Raw genomic sequence first — 18,104 nt, forward strand, 5'->3', positions numbered from 1 at the left:
CCCGGGAGCTCTTCATGACCAGCAAGCGCCTGCGTCTTGGCGTGAACATCGATCACGTCGCAACGATCCGCAACGCCCGCGGCGGCCGCTTCCCCGACCCCATTCGTGCAGCACATCTTGCGGCCAAGGCCGGTGCGGACGGCATCACCGCGCATTTGCGCGAGGATCGCCGCCACATCTCCGACCACGACATCGCCCGGCTCAGCCACGAGATCGACCTGCCGCTCAACTTCGAGATGGCGGCCACCGACGAGATGCTGAAGATCGCCCTCGAAGCGCGCCCGCATGCCGCGTGCATCGTGCCGGAAAAGCGCGAGGAGCGCACGACGGAAGGTGGGCTCGATGCCCGCGGTCAGCATGACCATCTCAAGCCAATCATTGCCGCACTTCGCGACAACGGTACGCGCGTGTCGCTGTTCATCGAAGCAGACAAGGCACAGCTGGATGCTGCCGCCTCACTGGGCGCACCTGTGGTGGAACTGCATACCGGCCGGTACTGCGACCTGCACAATGACGGCGATGCGGAGGGCGCTGCACGTGAGCTCGTGCGCATCCGCGAGGCGGCTCAGCACGGCGCATCGATCGGCCTTGAGGTTCATGCCGGCCATGGCCTTGCCTTCGACACGGTCGAAGGCGTCGCCGCCATCCCGCAGATTGCCGAACTCAACATCGGTCACTTTCTGGTCGGGGAAGCAATCTTCATCGGGCTGGAGGCCGCGATCGGCGAGATGCGCCGCCTGATGGACAAGGCAAGAGGCGACTGACCCGCAACCGGTGCGGCTTGTTCGCGCCGCGTTCATCGCTCCGCAACACGAATGCCTTTGCATTGCGTCAATTCGGGCGAGCCGGTACAAGCCTTGGAGACAAGGCGGAATCCTCTCCCCGAACCTGGACGGTCTTCAGCGGAAGCCCGACTCGGGCGAGATTGCATGCCAAAAGTGCTGCAGCCGGCAGGCCGGCACCGGACAGTGACCGTCACGAAGGAAAAAATGAGCGTGTCCGACGAAAACAAGAGCAAGGAAGGCGGCCTTTACGAGACAGTGAAGGTGCTTGTACAGGCGCTTCTGCTGGCCCTGGTGGTGCGGACGCTGCTGTTCCAGCCGTTCAATATCCCCTCCGGCTCGATGATGGATACGTTGCTGGTCGGCGACTACCTGTTCGTGTCCAAATACAGCTACGGCTATTCGCAATATTCGTTTCCCTACGGGCTCGTTCCGATCGAGGGCCGCATCTGGGCGGCCGAGCCTGAGCGCGGCGACGTTGCCGTCTTCAAGCTGCCGAAAGACACGTCCGTCGACTACATCAAGCGGGTGATCGGCCTGCCGGGCGATGAAATCCAGATGATCGACGGCGTGCTGCACATCAACGGCACGGCGGTCGAGCGCACGCAGATCGACGACTTCATCACGACCGACCAGTTCGGCAACGTGCGGCGCGTGCCGCGTTTCCGCGAGACGCTGCCGAACGGCGTATCCTATGACACGCTCGACCTGACGCCCCGGGGCACCTGGGACAATACCGGCGTCTACAAGGTCCCGCCGGGACACTATTTCATGATGGGCGACAACCGCGACAACTCGACCGACAGCCGCGTCCTGTCCGCGGTCGGCTACGTTCCGTTCGAGAATTTCGTCGGCCGTGCCGAGATGCTGTTCTTCTCGGTCGACGAAGACGCCTCCGCCTGGATGTTCTGGAAGTGGCCCTGGACCGTTCGCGGCAGCCGGCTGTTCAAGTTGCTTTGAGCCAGGTGGCCTAGAGATCCGAACATGACCTCCGATGTCCAGAAAAAGGCGGAGGCGCAACTGCAGAAGCGCCTCGGCCATGATTTTCGTAACAGCGAACTCCTGACGCGCGCCCTCACCCATGGCAGCGCCACCGCGCGCAGCGGGCCGGCCACCAGCTATCAGCGGCTGGAGTTCCTCGGCGACCGGGTGCTTGGGCTTGCCGTCGCCACCATGCTGCACCGGAGCTTCCCCAAGGCCGAGGAAGGCGAGTTGGCGCGGCGGCTGAACCAACTGGTGCGCAAGGAAACCTGCGCGGAAGTCGCCAGGGACCTGAAACTCGGCGACGCCATCCGCCTCGGTGAGAGCGAAGCGCAGACCGGCGGCAAGCGCAAGATGGCAATCCTTGCCGACGTCTGCGAGGCGGTGATTGCAGCAGTCTATCTGGACGGCGGCCTCGAGGCGGCGCAAACTCTGATCGAGGAGCACTGGGGACCGCGCATGACCGGCTACAACGGGCCGCTGCGCGATGCCAAGACCATGCTGCAGGAATGGGCGCAAGGTCGCGGCAAGGCCGCCCCGCGCTACATCATGACGGAGCGCAGCGGTCCCGACCATGCGCCCAGCTTCACCGTGCAGGTGGAGATCGACGGATACCAGCCGGCGACAGGCACCGGCGGATCAAAACGGCTCGCGGAACAGCGGGCGGCAGAGACGGCTCTCCTGCGGGAAGGCGTCTGGACGGAGACAGATATCAAGTGAGCACCAGCGACCAGGCCCCGACCGAGGGCACCGGCATGCCCCCCGAGACGAACGAGACCGCCACCAGGGCCGGTTTCGTTGCGCTGATCGGGGCACCGAATGCCGGCAAGTCGACCCTGCTCAACGCCCTTGTCGGCGTGAAGGTCTCCATCGTGACCCACAAGGTCCAGACCACGCGCGCCCTCGTGCGCGGCATCGCGATGCACGAGGCTTCGCAGGTGATCTTCGTCGACACGCCGGGCATTTTCCGCCCGAAGCGCCGACTGGAACGCGCCATGGTCGACACGGCCTGGGGCGGCGCGCGCGAGGCTGATGTGGTCGCCCTGCTGATCGATGCGCGCAAGGGCATCGACGATCAGGTCACCGGCATCCTGGAGCGGCTTGCGGACGTGAAGCTGCCGAAGCTCCTGATCCTCAACAAGGTCGACGTCACCAGGCGCGAGAAACTGCTGGCGCTGGCGCAGAAGGCCAACGAGATCGTCCAGTTCGACAAGACCTTCATGGTATCGGCCGTGACGGGATCGGGCCTCGACGACCTGATGGAGGATCTGGCCGAGCGCGTTCCGCCGGGGCCCTGGCTCTATCCCGAGGACCAGGCGTCGGACCTGCCGATGCGGATGCTGGCGGCCGAGATCACCCGAGAAAAGCTGTTCCTGCGCCTGCACCAGGAACTGCCCTACATGTCGACGGTGGAAACCGAAGCCTGGCAGCAGCGCAAGGATGGATCGGTCCGCATCGAACAGACCATCTATGTCGAGCGCGACAGCCAGAAGATGATCGTGCTTGGCCAGGGCGGGCGCACCATCAAGGCGATTTCGCAGGCCGCCCGGGGCGAGATCGCAGAGGCCGCCGGCTGCCCGGTCCACCTGTTCCTTTTCGTCAAGGTACGCGAGAACTGGTCGGATGACCCCGAGCGCTACCGCGAAATGGGCCTTGAGTTCCCCCGGTAAAGCATACGAACCGTATCGCGAGCCTCTGGAGTTTACGCCTTCAGAGCTCGTAAAAAGAGCAGCTGATGGAACCGCAGCCCCCGAAGAGCCTGATTTTAACGATCATCCAAGTCTTATTTTGTTACTTGTCGCTACAATTTATAATTGACTTAGCATTAAATATAATTTTTGGAAAATCCATATTCGCGCTAATTTATCAGGCATCCGGCATCTCACAAGGCCTTCTTGGAGACGCCGACACCTCCACGCTGAAATTTTTCTACTTTACGAGCGTCGCAATAACGTCTGCTTGTTGGATCACGCTTTTTGCGAGCCGATTTCTCCGACCCGCCGGCGTATTCATCATGCCGTATGGCTTCGAGATTTTAATGACCCTTGGATTAATACTTATTAATATATTCATACTATCATGCATATCTAATCTGGAATCGATGAATTACGCTTCATGGGATCGAAATCCCGAGATATCTCGTCTTCTGCTCTATGGATCTGGTACATTTGGTTCGTTGATGATGACATACGGCTGGCTTGGATTTGTTCATTTGGCTTTCTGGGGCAGTGAGAAGGAGAGGAATTATTGGGACGTGATGATGCGTGCTTACGCGTTCATGAAACTCCCACACGAAAAATAGGAACCCGAGCAATACCCTCTACCGGTCGGCATCGCTCGCGGCGCTGCCGGTTTGCCGTCTTTGCATCACCCGTTTGCCTCGGGTAATCCTTGCTCCTGTCCCTGCCCCCGGCAACGAGAACCGCAACAGAGATGGAATGGAGCGCTGACGGCATCATCCTGGCGACGAGGAAACACGGCGAAAGCAGCCTGATCCTCGAAGCGATGACGCGCGAGCGCGGCCGGCATCTGGGCCTCGTGCGCGGCGGGCGCAGCCGGCGCATGCAGGCAGCGCTGCAACCGGGAAACCGCGTCGGCCTCGTCTGGCGGGCCCGTCTCGACGATCACCTCGGCCTCTATGCCATCGAGCCGCTGGAGCTGCGCGCCGCCCAGCTGATGACCAGCTCGACCGGCGTCTACGGCATCCAGGCGCTTGCGGCCCTGCTGCACTTCCTTCCCGAGCGCGATCCGCATCCGCAGCTTCACGACGGGCTCGAGGCGATCATCGCCCATCTGCACGAGCCACTGGTCGCCGGCGCGCTGATGGTGCATTTCGAGCTTCAGGTCCTTGCCGAACTCGGCTTCGGGCTGGACCTGACGGAATGCGCGGCAACGGGACGCATTGATGACCTGATCTACGTGTCGCCGAAATCGGGACGCGCGGTCTGCCGCGAGGCGGGACTTCCCTACGCCCCTCGCCTGCTGCCCCTGCCGCCATTTCTTGCACCAGAAGCCTCCCCCTCGCGCGTGGACAGTATGCCTTCCGAGCTTGCAGGCCGGCTTCCGGATCGAAAGGCGCTGGAGGATGCCTTTCGCCTCACCGGCCACTTTCTCGACCGACATGTTCTCGCCCCGCGCTTGCTTCAGATGTCGCCGGCGCGCGACGGGTTCGTGGAAGCCGTCAAGCGCCATCTCCAAGAGGCGGAAAGCGGCTGAAAACAGCCATTGACGGCGCCTCGCGCATTGCTTCGGACCGCGAATGCCTGTAGCGAATAGGGCATGGAAAATGAGCCGATTCAGCCAGGTGGTATCGAGCCTGTCGATCTTCGCGAAGCGCTGGAGGAGCGTTACCTCTCCTACGCGCTGTCGACCATCACCCATCGTGCATTGCCGGATGTGCGCGACGGGCTGAAGCCCGTCCACCGTCGTCTCCTCTACGCGATGCGGCTGCTGAAGCTCGATCCCAATGCCGGCTTCAAGAAGTGCGCCCGCGTCGTCGGCGACGTGATGGGTAAGTACCACCCGCATGGCGACCAGGCGATCTACGATGCGCTGGTCCGTCTGGCTCAGGACTTTGCCGTCCGCTATCCGATGGTCGACGGCCAGGGCAACTTCGGCAATATCGACGGCGATAGCGCGGCGGCCATGCGCTATACCGAAGCGCGCCTCACCGACATCGCGATGCGCACGCTCGACGGGCTGGACGAGGACGCGGTCGACTTCCGCGAAACCTATGACGGGCTCGACAAGGAACCCATTGTCCTGCCGGGTGGGTTTCCCAACCTGCTGGCCAATGGCGCGGCCGGCATTGCCGTCGGTATGGCGACCTCCATTCCGCCGCACAATATCGGCGAGCTATGTGCTGCCGCGCAGCATCTGATCAAGACACCAAGCGCCTCGACCGAGGAACTGCTGCAGTTCGTGCAGGGGCCGGACTTCCCGACCGGCGGCATTCTGGTCAAGAGCGATGCCGCCTACCTGGAGGCCTACGAGACCGGCCGCGGCGGCTTTCGCGTGCGCGCCCGCTGGGAGGTCGAGGATCTCGGCCGTGGCACCTGGCAGGTGGTGGTCACCGAGATCCCCTATCAGGTCCAGAAGTCGCGGCTCATCGAAAAGATCGCGGAGCTGCTGCAGGCCCGCAAGCTGCCGCTGCTGGACGACGTGCGCGACGAGTCCGCCGAGGATGTCCGCCTTGTCCTCGTCCCGCGCAGCAAGAACGTCGATGCAGCGCTGCTGATGGAATCGCTGTTCAAGCTGACCGATCTGGAAAGCCGCTTCTCGCTCAACATGAATGTCCTGTCGGGCGGCCGCATTCCCATGGTCATGGGGATCAAGCAGGCCCTGCAGGAATGGCTCGATCACCGCAAGGATGTCTTGGTGCGCCGGTCGCAGCACCGTTTGGCGCAGATCGAGCATCGTCTGGAAGTGCTGGGCGGCTATCTCATCGCCTATCTCAACCTGGACGAGGTGATCCGCATCATCCGCGAGGAGGACGATGCCAAAGCCTCGCTGAGGGCGACATTCGACCTGTCGGACGTCCAGGCGGAAGCTATCCTCAACATGCGCCTGCGCTCTCTGCGCAAGCTCGAGGAAATCGAGATCCGCAAGGAGCACGACAAGCTCACGGCGGAGCGCGACGAGTTGCTGACGCTGCTCGGATCGGAAGCCCGCCAGTGGACCAGGATCGGCAAGCAGATCGCCGAAATGGCCAAGGCCTATGGCCCCGAAACGCCGCTCGGCAAGCGCCGCACAACCTTCGGCGACGCCCCCGAACACGACCTGACGGACATCCATCAGGCGATGATCGAGAAGGAGCCGATTACCGTCGTCATCTCGCAGAAGGGCTGGATCCGCGCCCTCAAGGGGCACCAGAGCGACCTGTCGTCCCTGTCGTTCAAGCAGGATGACAGCCTGAAGCTGCACCTCTTGGCGGAGACCACGGACAAGCTTCTCGTTTTCACGACCGGCGGCAAGTTCTTCACCCTCGGCGCCGACAAGCTGCCGGGGGGGCGCGGCCATGGCGAACCGATCCGCCTGATGGTCGACATGGAGGAAGGCCAGGACGTCGTCGACGTGTTCGTCTATCGCGGCGACCGCAAGCTTCTCGTCGTCTCCGACGAGGCGCGGGGCTTCGTGGTCAACGAGGCCGACGTCATCGCCAACACGCGCAAGGGCAAGCAGGTCCTCAACGTCACGATGCCCGTTGAGGCGCGGCTTTGCGTTGCCGCCGAGGGCGACCAGGTGGCGATCATCGGGCGCAACAGGAAGCTGCTCGTCTTCCCGCTGGCGCAGGTCGCGGAAATGTCGCGCGGACGTGGCGTGCGACTGCAGCGTTACCGCGATGGCGGCGTGTCCGACGTGACGGTGTTCAAGTCCGAGGAAGGCCTCTCCTGGGTCGACTCGTCCGGGCGCAGCTTCAACCGCAAGATGGAAGAATTGACGGACTGGCGCGGCGACCGAGCCCAGGCCGGGCGCCTGCCGCCCAACGGCTTCCCGCGCACGAATACGTTCGGGCGCCGGACGCTCTGAAGTTTCCGAGGAGCGATCAGAATGCCCCGCGCCGTACCGCTGACCCGCAACGACTTCCAGCTCTTCCGGGAAATCCCAACGCGCTGGATGGATGTCGACATCTACGGCCACGTTAACAATGTCGAGTATCTGAGCTATTTCGACACGGCGGTGAACGGATGGCTGATCGAGGAAGGCGTGCTCGATCCGCGCCACTCCGAGACGGTGTTTCTCGTCGTCGAGACGCAATGCGCCTACTTCGCCGAGCTCACGTTTCCGGGCACGGTGACCGCCGGCATCCGGGTTAGCCGGCTTGGCGGCTCGTCTGTGTCCTATGAGATCGCCCTGTTTGCGGACGAGAGCGGCAGCGCCAGCGCACAAGGGCGTTTCGTCCACGTCCAGGTGGATCGATCCACAAGGCGGCCGGTTCCGATCGAAGGCGAAAGACGGGATCTTTTGGCCACGATCCTTCGAGGCTAATTCTTCAAACTTGCGAATCTGTTGAGGCAGTTTCTTCAAGTAAATTCAGAAGAACGAACCGAAAACCCGCCTTCAGCCATTCACAGCTTATCCAGCTGTTTTCAACAGGCGTGCCTTCTCGCGATTCCAGTCGCGCTTGCGCTCGGTCTCGCGCTTGTCATGCAGCTTCTTGCCCCTGGCAAGCGCCAGTTCCAGCTTCGCCCGTCCCTTGTCATTGAAGTAGAGCTTCAGCGGAACGATCGTCTTGCCGTCCTTTTCTACGGCAAGGGCAAGCTTAGCCATCTCCCGCTTGTGCAGCAGGAGTTTGCGCTTGCGGCGCGGCTCGTGGTTGAACCGGTTTGCCTGCAGGTATTCGGGAATGTAGGAGTTGATCAGCCAGAACTCCCCGCCCTCGAAGCTGGCGTAGGATTCGGCGATCATCGACTTGCCGTCGCGCAGCGCCTTCACCTCGGTTCCCTTGAGCTCGATCCCCGCCTCCAGCGTGTCCTCGATCTCGTAGTTGAACCGAGCCTTGCGGTTGTCGGCGATAAGCTTGCGATTGCTGTCGGCGGCGCTCTTGCTGGCCATCGTCACTAGCGGCGCCGGGCAGCGCAAAGCACCGCCCGGCAAGCCGTCCTTGTCAGTTAAGCAGGCCCGCGTGCGTCATCGCATCGCGGATCGCGGCCTTGGTGGGCTCGGAGACCGGAACCAGCGGCAGGCGCAGCTCGTTCTCCAGCTTGCCGAGCAGCGACAGGGCGTATTTCGCGCCCGTCGGGTTCGGCTCGATGAACAGCGCATTGTGCAGCGGCGCCAGCCGGTCCTGGATCGACAGGGCGGTCGCGAAATCGCCCGCCAGCATCGCTTCCTGGAACTGCGAGCATAGCCGCGGCGCGACATTCGCCGTGACCGAGATGCAACCCGATCCGCCATGAGCGTTGAAGCCGAGCGCGGTGATGTCCTCGCCCGACAGCTGTACGAACTCCGGCCCGCACAGCTCGCGCTGGCGGCTGGCACGCGCCATGTTCGCCGTTGCGTCCTTCACGCCCTTGATGTTGCGCGACGTCCTGAACAGCTCCGCCATCGTCTCCGGCTGCATGTCGATCACCGACCGGCCGGGGATATTGTAGATGTAGATGGGGATGCCGACGGCGGCATCGATCGCACGATAGTGGGCGATCAGGCCGGCCTGGTTCGGCTTGTTGTAATAGGGCGTCACGATCAGCAGCGCATTCGCGCCGGCCTTCTCGGCATGGGTCGCGAAATCGATGGCCTCGACGGTGTTGTTCGAGCCTGCGCCCGCCATCACCGGAACGCGGCCGCCGGCGGCCTCGATGCACAGCTCGATGACGCGCTTGTGCTCCGCATGGCTGAGCGTCGGGCTCTCGCCCGTGGTGCCCACCGGAACGAGGCCGTGGCTGCCCTCTTTTATCTGCCAGTCCACAAACTCCTGGAACGCTTTCTCGTCGACCGCTCCGTTGCGAAACGGCGTGACGAGTGCGGGGATGGATCCCTTGAACATGCTGGACCTCTTGGAGTGTGGCGTTTGACCGGACTGACCGTCCGGGAGGCGCACAATAGTCGTCACACGGGACCGACGCAACATCGACCCGGCTTTCGCGGTGCATCCGCGGCGGACTTCGCCGGCAAGGCACTTTTCGCCGTATCGTGGCGATGTCTATGATCTCTCCGAGTTGAGCGAATCCTGGAAAAACGTGGTGGTGGAAATGGATACAGCAGAGACAGCAGGTACGCAGCCGCACTACCACGAATGGCGTTCGGACGATGGCATCCCCCTGTCCGCGACCCTCTGGGAACCGCAGAACGGCATCGCTCTCGACGTCCTCTGCCTGCCCGGCCTGTCGCGCAACACGCGCGACTTCGCGCCGCTCGCCCGCTATCTCGCCGGCTGCGGACATCGGGTCATCGCCATGGACTATCGCGGCAGGGGGCGTTCGGGACGGCACCCGGACTGGCGGACCTACTCCATCGAACGCGAGGCACAGGATATCGATGCGGGACTCGAGTCCCTGTCGCTCGGCCGCCTTGCCATCATGGGGACCTCGCGCGGAGGCCTGCATGGCATGCTGCTGGCCTGGCGCGCACCCGATCGCGTCGCAGGCCTCGTCCTCAATGATATCGGGCCGGCAATCGAGCGCGGCGGGCTGAAGCGCCTCTCCGGCGAAATCGGCAGCAACATGCGCGTAGACACCTGGCAGGAGGCGGCGGAGCGGTTGCATGGCGCACTCGGTAGCCAGTTTCCCGATGTCGAAGCGCAAGGCTGGTTGCGGCTCGCCCGGCAGCTCTACGTGGAGACCGAGGACGGGATCCAGCTCGACTACGACGCGCGTCTCGCCAACACGCTGGGTACCATCGACGACGAGACCGCATTGCCGGATCTCTGGCCCGTCTTCGATGCGATCGCCAGCGTGCCGATGCTGGCGATCCGGGGGGCTCTCTCGGATATTCTGAGCACCGAGACCTACGCGCAGATGAAACAGCGCAGTCCGGGGCTCGAGCGGCACACGATTGCCAACGAGGGTCACGCCCCGTTGTTGTGGGACGCAGAAACCCAGGGCGTGATTGCCAGGTTCCTGTCGCGTCTTCGGTAACAGACGCGGCGCCTGCCCCTACCTCAGATCCAGCGTCACGCGGGCGGAGTTACCATCGGCATCGATGACCGAAATGGTCGAGGCGCCCGGCCCGTCCGGCTGCCAGACGAGCGAGGTCGCGAAGGGGCCGCTGGCAACGGGCGCCCCGTTGGCCAGCCAGAGAAACGGGGCCCTGCCCCGCCGCAGCTTCACGACGAGCGACGCCTCGCTGCCTTCGCCAAGACCAAGATCGACCGTCGCGCCATCCGGCGGATAGAAGATCTCCGGCCCGCTCTGCGTGTGCATGCCGTCGGGACGCGTCGCCGTGCGGGCATAGCGCAAGGGCGCGGGCACGGCGTCCGCCACCGGGTCGAACTCCTTCGGAGGCTGCGGCAGCGGTGTCCTGCGGGCTGCCACCCGCTGGAAAGCGTCGAACAGAAGCGGTGCGGCGGACTTGTAGCCCGTCAGTCCCGGCACCGGCGTGCCGTCTGCGCGGCCGACCCAGACCCCGATGGTATGGCGCCCGTCGAACCCGACGGCCCAAGCATCGCGATAGCCGTAGGAGGTGCCGGTCTTGTAGGCGATTCCGGCACCATTCGCCGTATCCGGCGGCGGCACTTCGGACAGGATGTCGGCGATACGCCAAGCGGCCATTTCCGACAGAAAACGGCGGTCGTCGCTGCGCAAGGCCTCGCCCACTCCCGGTTCATCCGTACCCGCTGCCAGGCTCTCGTGCAGCGAGATGGCCGTGCCTCCGCGCGCGATTCCGGCATAAAGGGCAACGAGCTCGCGAAGCGAGATGCCGAAGCCGCCGAGCGCCACGGCCAAGCCCGGCGCCTCGCCCTGCGGGAAACGGGGCGTCGCCCCGGCCCGCTTCAGGCGCGACACGAAGCGCGACACACCGACCGCGTCGAGAAGCGTCACCGCCGGCACATTGAGCGAGGCGGTCAGCGCCTCGCGAACGCGAACAGTTCCTTGAAACGACAGATCGAAATTGGTCGGGCTGTAGCCGGCGACTGTGGTCGGCCGGTCCTCGATCAGGCTGTCGGGATGGGCCACGCCCTGCTCGAAGGCCAATCCGTAGATCAGCGGCTTCAGCGTTGAACCCGGAGAGCGGATCGCACCGCTCATGTCGACATGGCCGCGGCGTGCTTGCGACAGCAGGTCGGCAGAGCCGACACGCGCCAGGATCTCGCCGCTGGCATTGTCGGCAACGATCAGCGCAACGGACACATGGCTGCCGAGCCGGCCGGCCCGCTCCGCCACCATCGCTTCCAGCCGCGCCTGCAATTCCGCTTCGATGGTCAGCCGCTGGTCGGTCGCCTCATTGCGGGCGAGCGCCTGCCGCGTCGCGTGCGGGGCAAGCATCGGCACCGGCCGCCGGCGCGCGGGGACCGCCTCACGGCTGGCTGCTGCGACGTCTCCGGGGGGCAAAAGACCTGCCTCCATCGCCGTCTGCAGGACCCGGTTGCGGGCACTGCGCGCAGCTTCGGGGAACCGGTCGGGCCGGCGCGCCTCCGGCGATTGCGGCAAAGCCACCAGCAGCGCCGCCTGCGCCGGGGTCAGCCGCGCCGGTTCCTTGCCAAACCACGCGTGGCTTGCCGCCCGCACACCCTCGATATTGCCGCCGAAGGGTGCGCGCGCGAGGTAGAGCGACAGGATCTCATCCTTGTCGAGATGCCGCTCGAGCGCCAAGGCCAGCACGATCTGGCGCCACTTCGACAAGGGCGAGCGCGTCGGCGCTTCCGTCAGAAGCCGCGCAGTCTGCATGGTCAGGGTCGAGGCACCCGAAACGATCCGCCCGTTGGTCGCCAGTTGCCAGCCGGCCCGCAGGATCGCCAGCGGATCGACACCGTGATGGTCGTGAAAGCGCCTGTCCTCGTAGGCGAGCAGCATCGACAGGTAGAGCGGGTCCACCTCATCGGGCGACACAGGCATTCGCCACCGGTCGTCGCTGGTCTGGAACGCGCGCAACAGGCGCCCGTTGCGATCGCTGACCGAGCGGGACATCTCGACAGCGCCGGGCAGATCCTCCCGGCCGAGAGAGAGGACCTGAACGCCCAGGGTCGCGCCGATGGCGAGGACGCACAGAACGACGATGCAGCACAGGCCGATCGCCAGCCACCACCATCGCCTGCCCTGTCCGGTCCGCGCCACCTGCCGCCCCTTCCGGTTGCGGCGTCAGCGCAGCGGGCCGAGCACCTCGAGCCGCCCCGTGTCGGTGCGGGCCGCGAGGTCGGGCCGGTACATGTCCTCCACGGTTGCCGGCGGATGGGCGAAGCTGCCCGGCAGCGCCGCCCTCGCCAGATAGGCGAAGGTCATGACGTCGATGTTCTGCTGGGACTCGTCCAGCGCGACAACGAAGCGATCGTCGCGGAACTCGACATGGTCGGTATTGTCGACCGTCGACAGCCAGTCGAGACCGCCGAGATCACCCGAGCGGACCAGCCTCGGATTGTCGATCACGAGACCGGCCGGCAAGCGGTCGACAACCATGATCCGCCCCTTGCCCGGCCGGTCGCGCGTGACCGTCAGCACGACCGCGACCCGGGTATTGAGCGGCACCGCATCAGGCGAAAGCTCGTTCCCATCGAGGTCGTAGAGCGCACGGGTGATGCTGTAGCCCGTTCCGCCCGCCGGCTCCGGCTCGACCGGGCGTCCGGTGACGGTGATCACCACATCGGCGGCCTTATCACCCCGGTTCTCGACCCGCATGGGCTGTCCGGAGACGGTCTCGCCGGTCATGCGCCGGTACAGCCGCCCGCTCACTGCCGTCCCGTCGACCGCAAAGCTTGCGGCCTCCGCCTTCTGCTCCAGTTCGTGACCGGCCACCAGCAGCCAGGCCATGTCCTGGGTGGACAGAGCAGGCGTCGAATCCTGCCGGTTGGCGACCTCGCGGGTCAGGGCAGCGGTATCGACGGAGGCAGCGCTGGCACGGGTCACATAGGCCAGCACACCGGCGGAGTCGCGCAGGGCCGTTCCATAGTCGGTACGATAGCTCGTGTTTTCCGGCTGACCGGTCCCATCGACCGCGTTCTCGAAGGCGCGCTCCGCCCGACCGCTCTCGCCGTAAAGGGAGAGCGCTGCGGCGATCTGCGACTTGGCAAGAGGCGTCGCGAAATCGCCGAGCTTCACATCCGCATAGTAGCGCAGGTCGCCGATGGAGGCGCGCCCGGCACTCGCCAGAACGTAGAGCGCATAGGCGATCCCCTCTCCGCCATCATCGAAGTCCGAGGCGTAGGCGATGCGGTTTTCCAGGTTCTCCAGAGCCGATTCCAACGCCTGGGTCGGGATGTTGTAATCCCGGTCGCGGGCGCGCAGCAGGAAGTCGGTGACATACGCATCCAGCCAGGTGTCCTGCGTACCGAAGCTGGACCACAGGCCGAACGAGCCGTTCGAACTCTGGTTGCCCAGCACCCGCACGATGGCCTGCTCGATCCGACCGCGGATCTCGCTGTCGGTCTTCAGGCCGCTCGCGACGGCCAACTCGTTGAGATAGAGCAGCGGCAGAGCACGGCTCGTCATTTGCTCCGTGCAGCCGTAGGGATAGCGGTCGAGAGCCCCGAGAAGTCCCGGAATGTCGATCCGCGCAGCCCCGCCGGCGGCAACGCTTACACTGGCGCTCGCCGGAACGACCCCGGCCAGCGTGCCGTCGTCGAGCGTCAGGCCGGCACCGGCTGCCAGCGTCACGAAGGACCGGCGCGTCAGCGGCGGCATCGTGTCGCGAACACCGAGCGACAGCACCTTTTCGGCAACCGGGCCGTCCGGCCCTTCCAGCGTCAGGGTCAGGGTCGCGTCGCCCGTGCCGGTCTCCGCCATCAGCGGCATGCGCAAGGTCTGGCGCTCGCCAGCGGCAAGCGAAAGAGTGCGGGAGGCGTCTTCCGCCTGTAACCAGACCGGTCCTTCGACGGCAGCCTGCAGCACGTAGTCGCCCGCAGCCCCTTCAACGTTGTCGATCTCCACGAGAAGGCGCGACTGGTCTTCCGGAGCGAGGAAGCGCGGCAGTGTGGCAGTCACCACCACCGGATCGCGCACCGTCACGTCCTTCTCGGCATGTCCGACGCCGCTCTCGCTCCAGGCAACCGCCGTGAGCCGCACAGTGCCGTTGAAGTCGGGCACCTCGAAGGTCACGGTCGCCTTTCCGTCCGCATCCGTCTCCACGACGCCGGAGAAGAGCGCCATCGGCTCTTCCTGCGGGGGCGGAGCAGCAAAGGAGAGGCCTCCGCCGTCGCCGCCCGAGCGCACCAGCCCGAGATCGCCGACCGTGCGGTCGATGAGCTCGCCGTAATAGTCGCGGATCTCGACGCCAAGCCGGCGCTGACCGAAATACCAGCCCGCCGGATCCGGCGTCTGGAAGCGCGTGAGGTTCAGGATGCCGACATCGACCGCTGCGACCGTCACGAAGGCCGGCTTGCCTGCGGGCTGGCCGGAGATCGTCAAACCGACTTCCATGGTCGAGCGCGGGCGCATCGTCTCCGGCGCATCGATTTCCACCGTATGCCGGCGCTCGCCGGGATCGACGGACAACCACTGCAGGCCGAGAGCGCGCGAGGGCATACGCTTCGCCTCGATATCCATCGGGCGCAGAAGGGTAGCGGTAACGTAGGCGCCGCTCCCCCAGTCGTCGGTCACGGCCAGATCGATTTCCGTCTCGCCTTCGGAGACCTCGACCACTCGGCTTTCGATCAAGCGGTCGGCCATCACGGAGACCAGCGCGATACCGTCGAAACGCGGCTTCAGCCGCAGCTTCGCCGTGTCGCCAGAGCGGTAGGCCTTCTTGTCCAGGCCGACATCGAGCACGTCCGGCGTCTGCGAAGAGGCAGACGAGACATACCATCCGGCATTGAACGTGATGCTGGTCGCAGCCGGCTCGGCACCGTTCGCCGCGACTTCGAGGCGATATTCGCCCCACTCCACGGGCACGGACAAGCGCCCGGCCTGATCCGCGGCAAGGCTCAGCTCGCCGGTCGCAACGCGCCGGCTGGTGGTCACCGGTTCGAAGGACCAGCGACCGTCGGCGCGATACCACTGGTAGCGCGTGTCGATGCGCGACAGCGTCCACTGGACGTCGGCCGCGATCCGCTCTGCCTGCCGGTCGAGCGCCACGAGCTCGAACTCGGCCGGAGCACCCTCATCGACACCGCCGTCGAATGCCGGCTTGATACCGATCCGCCGACCGTCTGCAAGAACGGGAAGATCAAGACTGCGCTCGACATAGCGCCCGCCGGCCTCGACCACGCGTGTGACCACCTTGGCGGTGTAACCTGCCGTCGTCGGCTGCAGCTGCGGAACAGGCAGAGTGAAGCTGGCCTTGCCTTCCTCGTCGGTCACCACGCCATCCGGCAGGGGCGTGCGCTCAGGCCAGATCTGCTCGTCGGCGAGGCCAAACGTGTAGCCGGCATAGCCGGGGAACTGGCGGGTGGGCGAAACGACGACCTCGCCCTCGACCCGCTGGGCCGATGCCGGAGCCCCGTAAAGGAAGCTCGCCTGCAGCGAGAGGGTCGGCGGCGCCTCGGGGTCGAAGACCTTGGCTTCCGTCTCCGGCGTGAAGTCGACGCGCTCGGGTTGGTAATCCTCGACCAGGAAGGAAAGACGCGCCAGCGCCTCGCCCTTGGGATCTGCATGGACACGGACAGACCAGCTGCCCTGCTGGGCGCTTGCGGGTATCTCCAGCGCATGGGCACGGCCGCCCGCGCCCGCCTCGGAGACCTGGACCCGGCTGTACTCGACGCCATCAGGCCGCTCGTAGATGAAGGTGAGCGGCAGGTCGGCGACAGCCATGGCCTCGCGGTCGCGCGCCATCGCGCCGACGTGAACCGTCTCCCCCGGTCGGAAGACACCCCGGTCGAGCCAGGCGAAGACATCGACAGGGCCCGGCGCTGCGCGCCCTTCCACACCACGGTCGGAAAGATCGAAAGCTGGTTTGGTCAGGTCCAGGAACGCGTAGTCCGCGTTACCCGGCGTCTCGACACTGACGAGGGCAGGCGCACGCCCGCCGGTTCCGCGCGACAGGCCGGGAGCAAAGCGCGCAAAGCCCTGCGCGTCGCTGGTGGTCTCCCCGAGAATGTCGTTGTTGACCGCAACCAGCCGCACCTTGGCGCCCTCGACGGGGCCGGCATCGGACAGCTTGCGAACGGAGACGACGGTTTCCTGCGAGCCAGTATAGGAGCTGATGCCAAGATCGGACACCAGGAACCACTGTGTCGCCCAGGGCCCCCATTCGTTCTGCTTGTCCTCGCGGGCGCGGGCCACCATGGCATAGATGCCGGGCTGCATGGTCAGCCCGAAATCCGCCACCGGAACCGCGGTCGTCACGTCCTGGTTCAACCGAAGTTCCGTCTCGACGGTGCCGGACCAGAGCTTCTCGCCGTACTCGTCGCGCACTTGCTCCGACTGGTAGTTGTTGAGCTGCGACAGGATGCGGCTGTCCCTGAGGGCCGGCGTCAATCCGCGTTCGCCGATACGGTAAATCTCCGTCTCGACGGTCTTGGTGTTCACCGTGACAAGGGGGATCGTCGCGCCATCGCCGGCCGGCAGCACATAAGCCCGACCAAGGAAGCGCACGGTCGGCGCGCGGTCGCGCACATAGACCGTCAGATTGGCTGATTTTTCCAGCTTTTCGCCATCGGCGGACGGGATGCCGGAACGCAGCTGCAGCGCGTAGCGCTCGCCGTGACGGATCCCGTCGACGCAGACCTGGGCCCCATCGCCTTCGACCGAATAGGTCCCCTCGCCTGTCACCTGCACGAAGGGCGAGAAGTCGGCGCCCCGTTGCAGCGTGTCGGAGAAAACCACGCAGATACGCGGGTTCACCGCGTCGGAATCGACCTGGTGATCGAGAATGCGGAAGCCGTGGGTGGCGACCATGACGTCATAGCGTTCACGCCGCGCGGGTACCTCGTCGAGCGCCAGTCCGGCACGCAGTGCCTTGATGGCGGGCTTGTAAAGCTGGCGGCGCTCGAGCGAAGACGCCAGCAGGTCGAGGGCACTCACCCGCTCGTCCTCGCTGGCCGCCGTCAGATAGGTGTTGATCGCTGCCAGGGTGCTGTCGGTTTCGACCTGGTTGCGCCGCTGCCAGTCAGAGGGTTTTTGCGCCAGGAGCGAGCCGACCAGCCCCGACCAGAGGTCGTTGCGCTCGACATCCAGGGTGAGTGCGCGGGCAAACTGACGCTCCGCCTCGTCGAAGTTGCGGGATCCGAAGGCAGTGCGCGCCTGCGATTCAAGCTGACCGACGCTCTCGCCGCCCGCCTTGAAGTTACGTGGCAGGCGACGGGCATAGGCGGCGGCATCGTCCATCAGCGAGCGCGAGAGGAAGGAAAGCTCCTCGCTCCGCGCCTTGCGGCTCGCATCGTCCCGGCGCGCCACCGTCACCACACGGCCGGCCACCGCACCGGCGAAGGACTGCATCTGCCCGACATCGGACTTCATGAAGCACCAGCGGGCGGAGGTGTTGTAGGTGAAGGCCCGGCACTGGTTGCTGTCGAGGCAAGCGGTCTTGCAGGTGTCGAGATCGACCTCCTTCAATGTGCGGAAATCGGCGCCGAAATAGTCGGCATCATCGACCGTCACGATCCGCCGCTCACCGGCCTCCTGAGCCAGCGCATGCGGAGTGGCCGCGAGAGCGAAGGCGAGTACCCCGGCCAATGCCGGGACAAGAATGCCGCCGAGACCGAATGTTCCGAACCTGCCGTGCATGACGTCCCCCCGAGCTACCAGCTGGCTTTCCGGTCCCTTGCGGACCGTCCCTCCCTGGGGCGCCATTCGCCGGTGCGGTTCTGATTTCACA

12 protein-coding genes are annotated in these 18,104 nt (G+C 65.1%); 8 read left to right on the plus strand and 4 right to left on the minus strand.

Annotated elements, in window-relative coordinates; genetic code table 11:
* Positions 1-14: 14 nt before the first annotated feature.
* The 7 genes from ACVJ6E_RS09790 to ACVJ6E_RS09820 all read left to right on the plus strand — a co-directional run bounded on the left by ACVJ6E_RS09790 (position 15) and on the right by ACVJ6E_RS09820 (position 7,751).
* Positions 15-764 (plus strand): pyridoxine 5'-phosphate synthase, encoded by a 750-nt coding sequence (locus ACVJ6E_RS09790; protein ID WP_120268082.1) that lies wholly within the window; start codon positions 15-17, stop codon positions 762-764.
* 225 nt (positions 765-989) lie between these two features.
* Positions 990-1,742, plus strand: a complete 753-nt coding sequence (lepB, locus tag ACVJ6E_RS09795; protein WP_067214747.1) for a signal peptidase I — start codon at positions 990-992, stop codon at positions 1,740-1,742.
* A gap of 24 nt (positions 1,743-1,766) precedes the next feature.
* Positions 1,767-2,483 carry a ribonuclease III gene (gene rnc, locus ACVJ6E_RS09800; RefSeq protein ID WP_120268083.1) on the plus strand — a complete coding sequence of 239 codons (717 nt, stop codon included), beginning with the start codon at positions 1,767-1,769 and terminating at the stop codon, positions 2,481-2,483.
* A 35-nt stretch (positions 2,484-2,518) separates the two neighbouring features.
* On the plus strand, positions 2,519-3,433 hold the full coding sequence (gene era, locus ACVJ6E_RS09805; protein ID WP_120268387.1) for a GTPase Era: 915 nt from the start codon (positions 2,519-2,521) through the stop codon (positions 3,431-3,433).
* 763 nt (positions 3,434-4,196) lie between these two features.
* Positions 4,197-4,979, plus strand: coding sequence for a DNA repair protein RecO (gene recO, locus ACVJ6E_RS09810; RefSeq protein WP_120268084.1), 783 nt, complete (start codon positions 4,197-4,199; stop codon positions 4,977-4,979).
* Between the two features lie 63 nt (positions 4,980-5,042).
* Positions 5,043-7,292, plus strand: coding sequence for a DNA topoisomerase IV subunit A (gene parC, locus ACVJ6E_RS09815; RefSeq protein ID WP_120268085.1), 2,250 nt, complete (start codon positions 5,043-5,045; stop codon positions 7,290-7,292).
* 21 nt (positions 7,293-7,313) lie between these two features.
* Positions 7,314-7,751, plus strand: a complete 438-nt coding sequence (locus tag ACVJ6E_RS09820; protein WP_120268086.1) for an acyl-CoA thioesterase — start codon at positions 7,314-7,316, stop codon at positions 7,749-7,751.
* A gap of 87 nt (positions 7,752-7,838) precedes the next feature.
* On the opposite strand, the gene smpB is transcribed toward ACVJ6E_RS09820, so the two are convergent.
* Both smpB and dapA read right to left on the minus strand, forming a co-directional pair.
* Positions 7,839-8,318 (minus strand): SsrA-binding protein SmpB, encoded by a 480-nt coding sequence (smpB, locus tag ACVJ6E_RS09825; RefSeq protein ID WP_120268087.1) that lies wholly within the window; start codon positions 8,316-8,318, stop codon positions 7,839-7,841.
* A 52-nt stretch (positions 8,319-8,370) separates the two neighbouring features.
* Positions 8,371-9,249, minus strand: a complete 879-nt coding sequence (gene dapA, locus ACVJ6E_RS09830; protein WP_120268088.1) for a 4-hydroxy-tetrahydrodipicolinate synthase — start codon at positions 9,247-9,249, stop codon at positions 8,371-8,373.
* Between the two features lie 205 nt (positions 9,250-9,454).
* On the opposite strand from dapA, the gene ACVJ6E_RS09835 reads away from it, so the two are divergent.
* The gene (locus ACVJ6E_RS09835; RefSeq protein ID WP_120268089.1) at positions 9,455-10,339 is read left to right on the plus strand and encodes an alpha/beta fold hydrolase; all 885 of its coding nucleotides are present in this window, start codon (positions 9,455-9,457) and stop codon (positions 10,337-10,339) included.
* 18 nt (positions 10,340-10,357) lie between these two features.
* On the opposite strand, the gene pbpC is transcribed toward ACVJ6E_RS09835, so the two are convergent.
* Both pbpC and ACVJ6E_RS09845 read right to left on the minus strand, forming a co-directional pair.
* Entirely contained in the window at positions 10,358-12,475 is a 2,118-nt protein-coding gene (pbpC, locus tag ACVJ6E_RS09840; RefSeq protein WP_120268090.1) for a penicillin-binding protein 1C, read from the minus strand.
* Positions 12,476-12,499: 24 nt separating this feature from the next.
* Entirely contained in the window at positions 12,500-18,013 is a 5,514-nt protein-coding gene (locus tag ACVJ6E_RS09845) for an alpha-2-macroglobulin family protein (protein ID WP_120268091.1), read from the minus strand.
* Positions 18,014-18,104: the final 91 nt, after the last annotated feature.

Source organism: Stappia sp. G46H5W, from assembly GCF_058448995.1.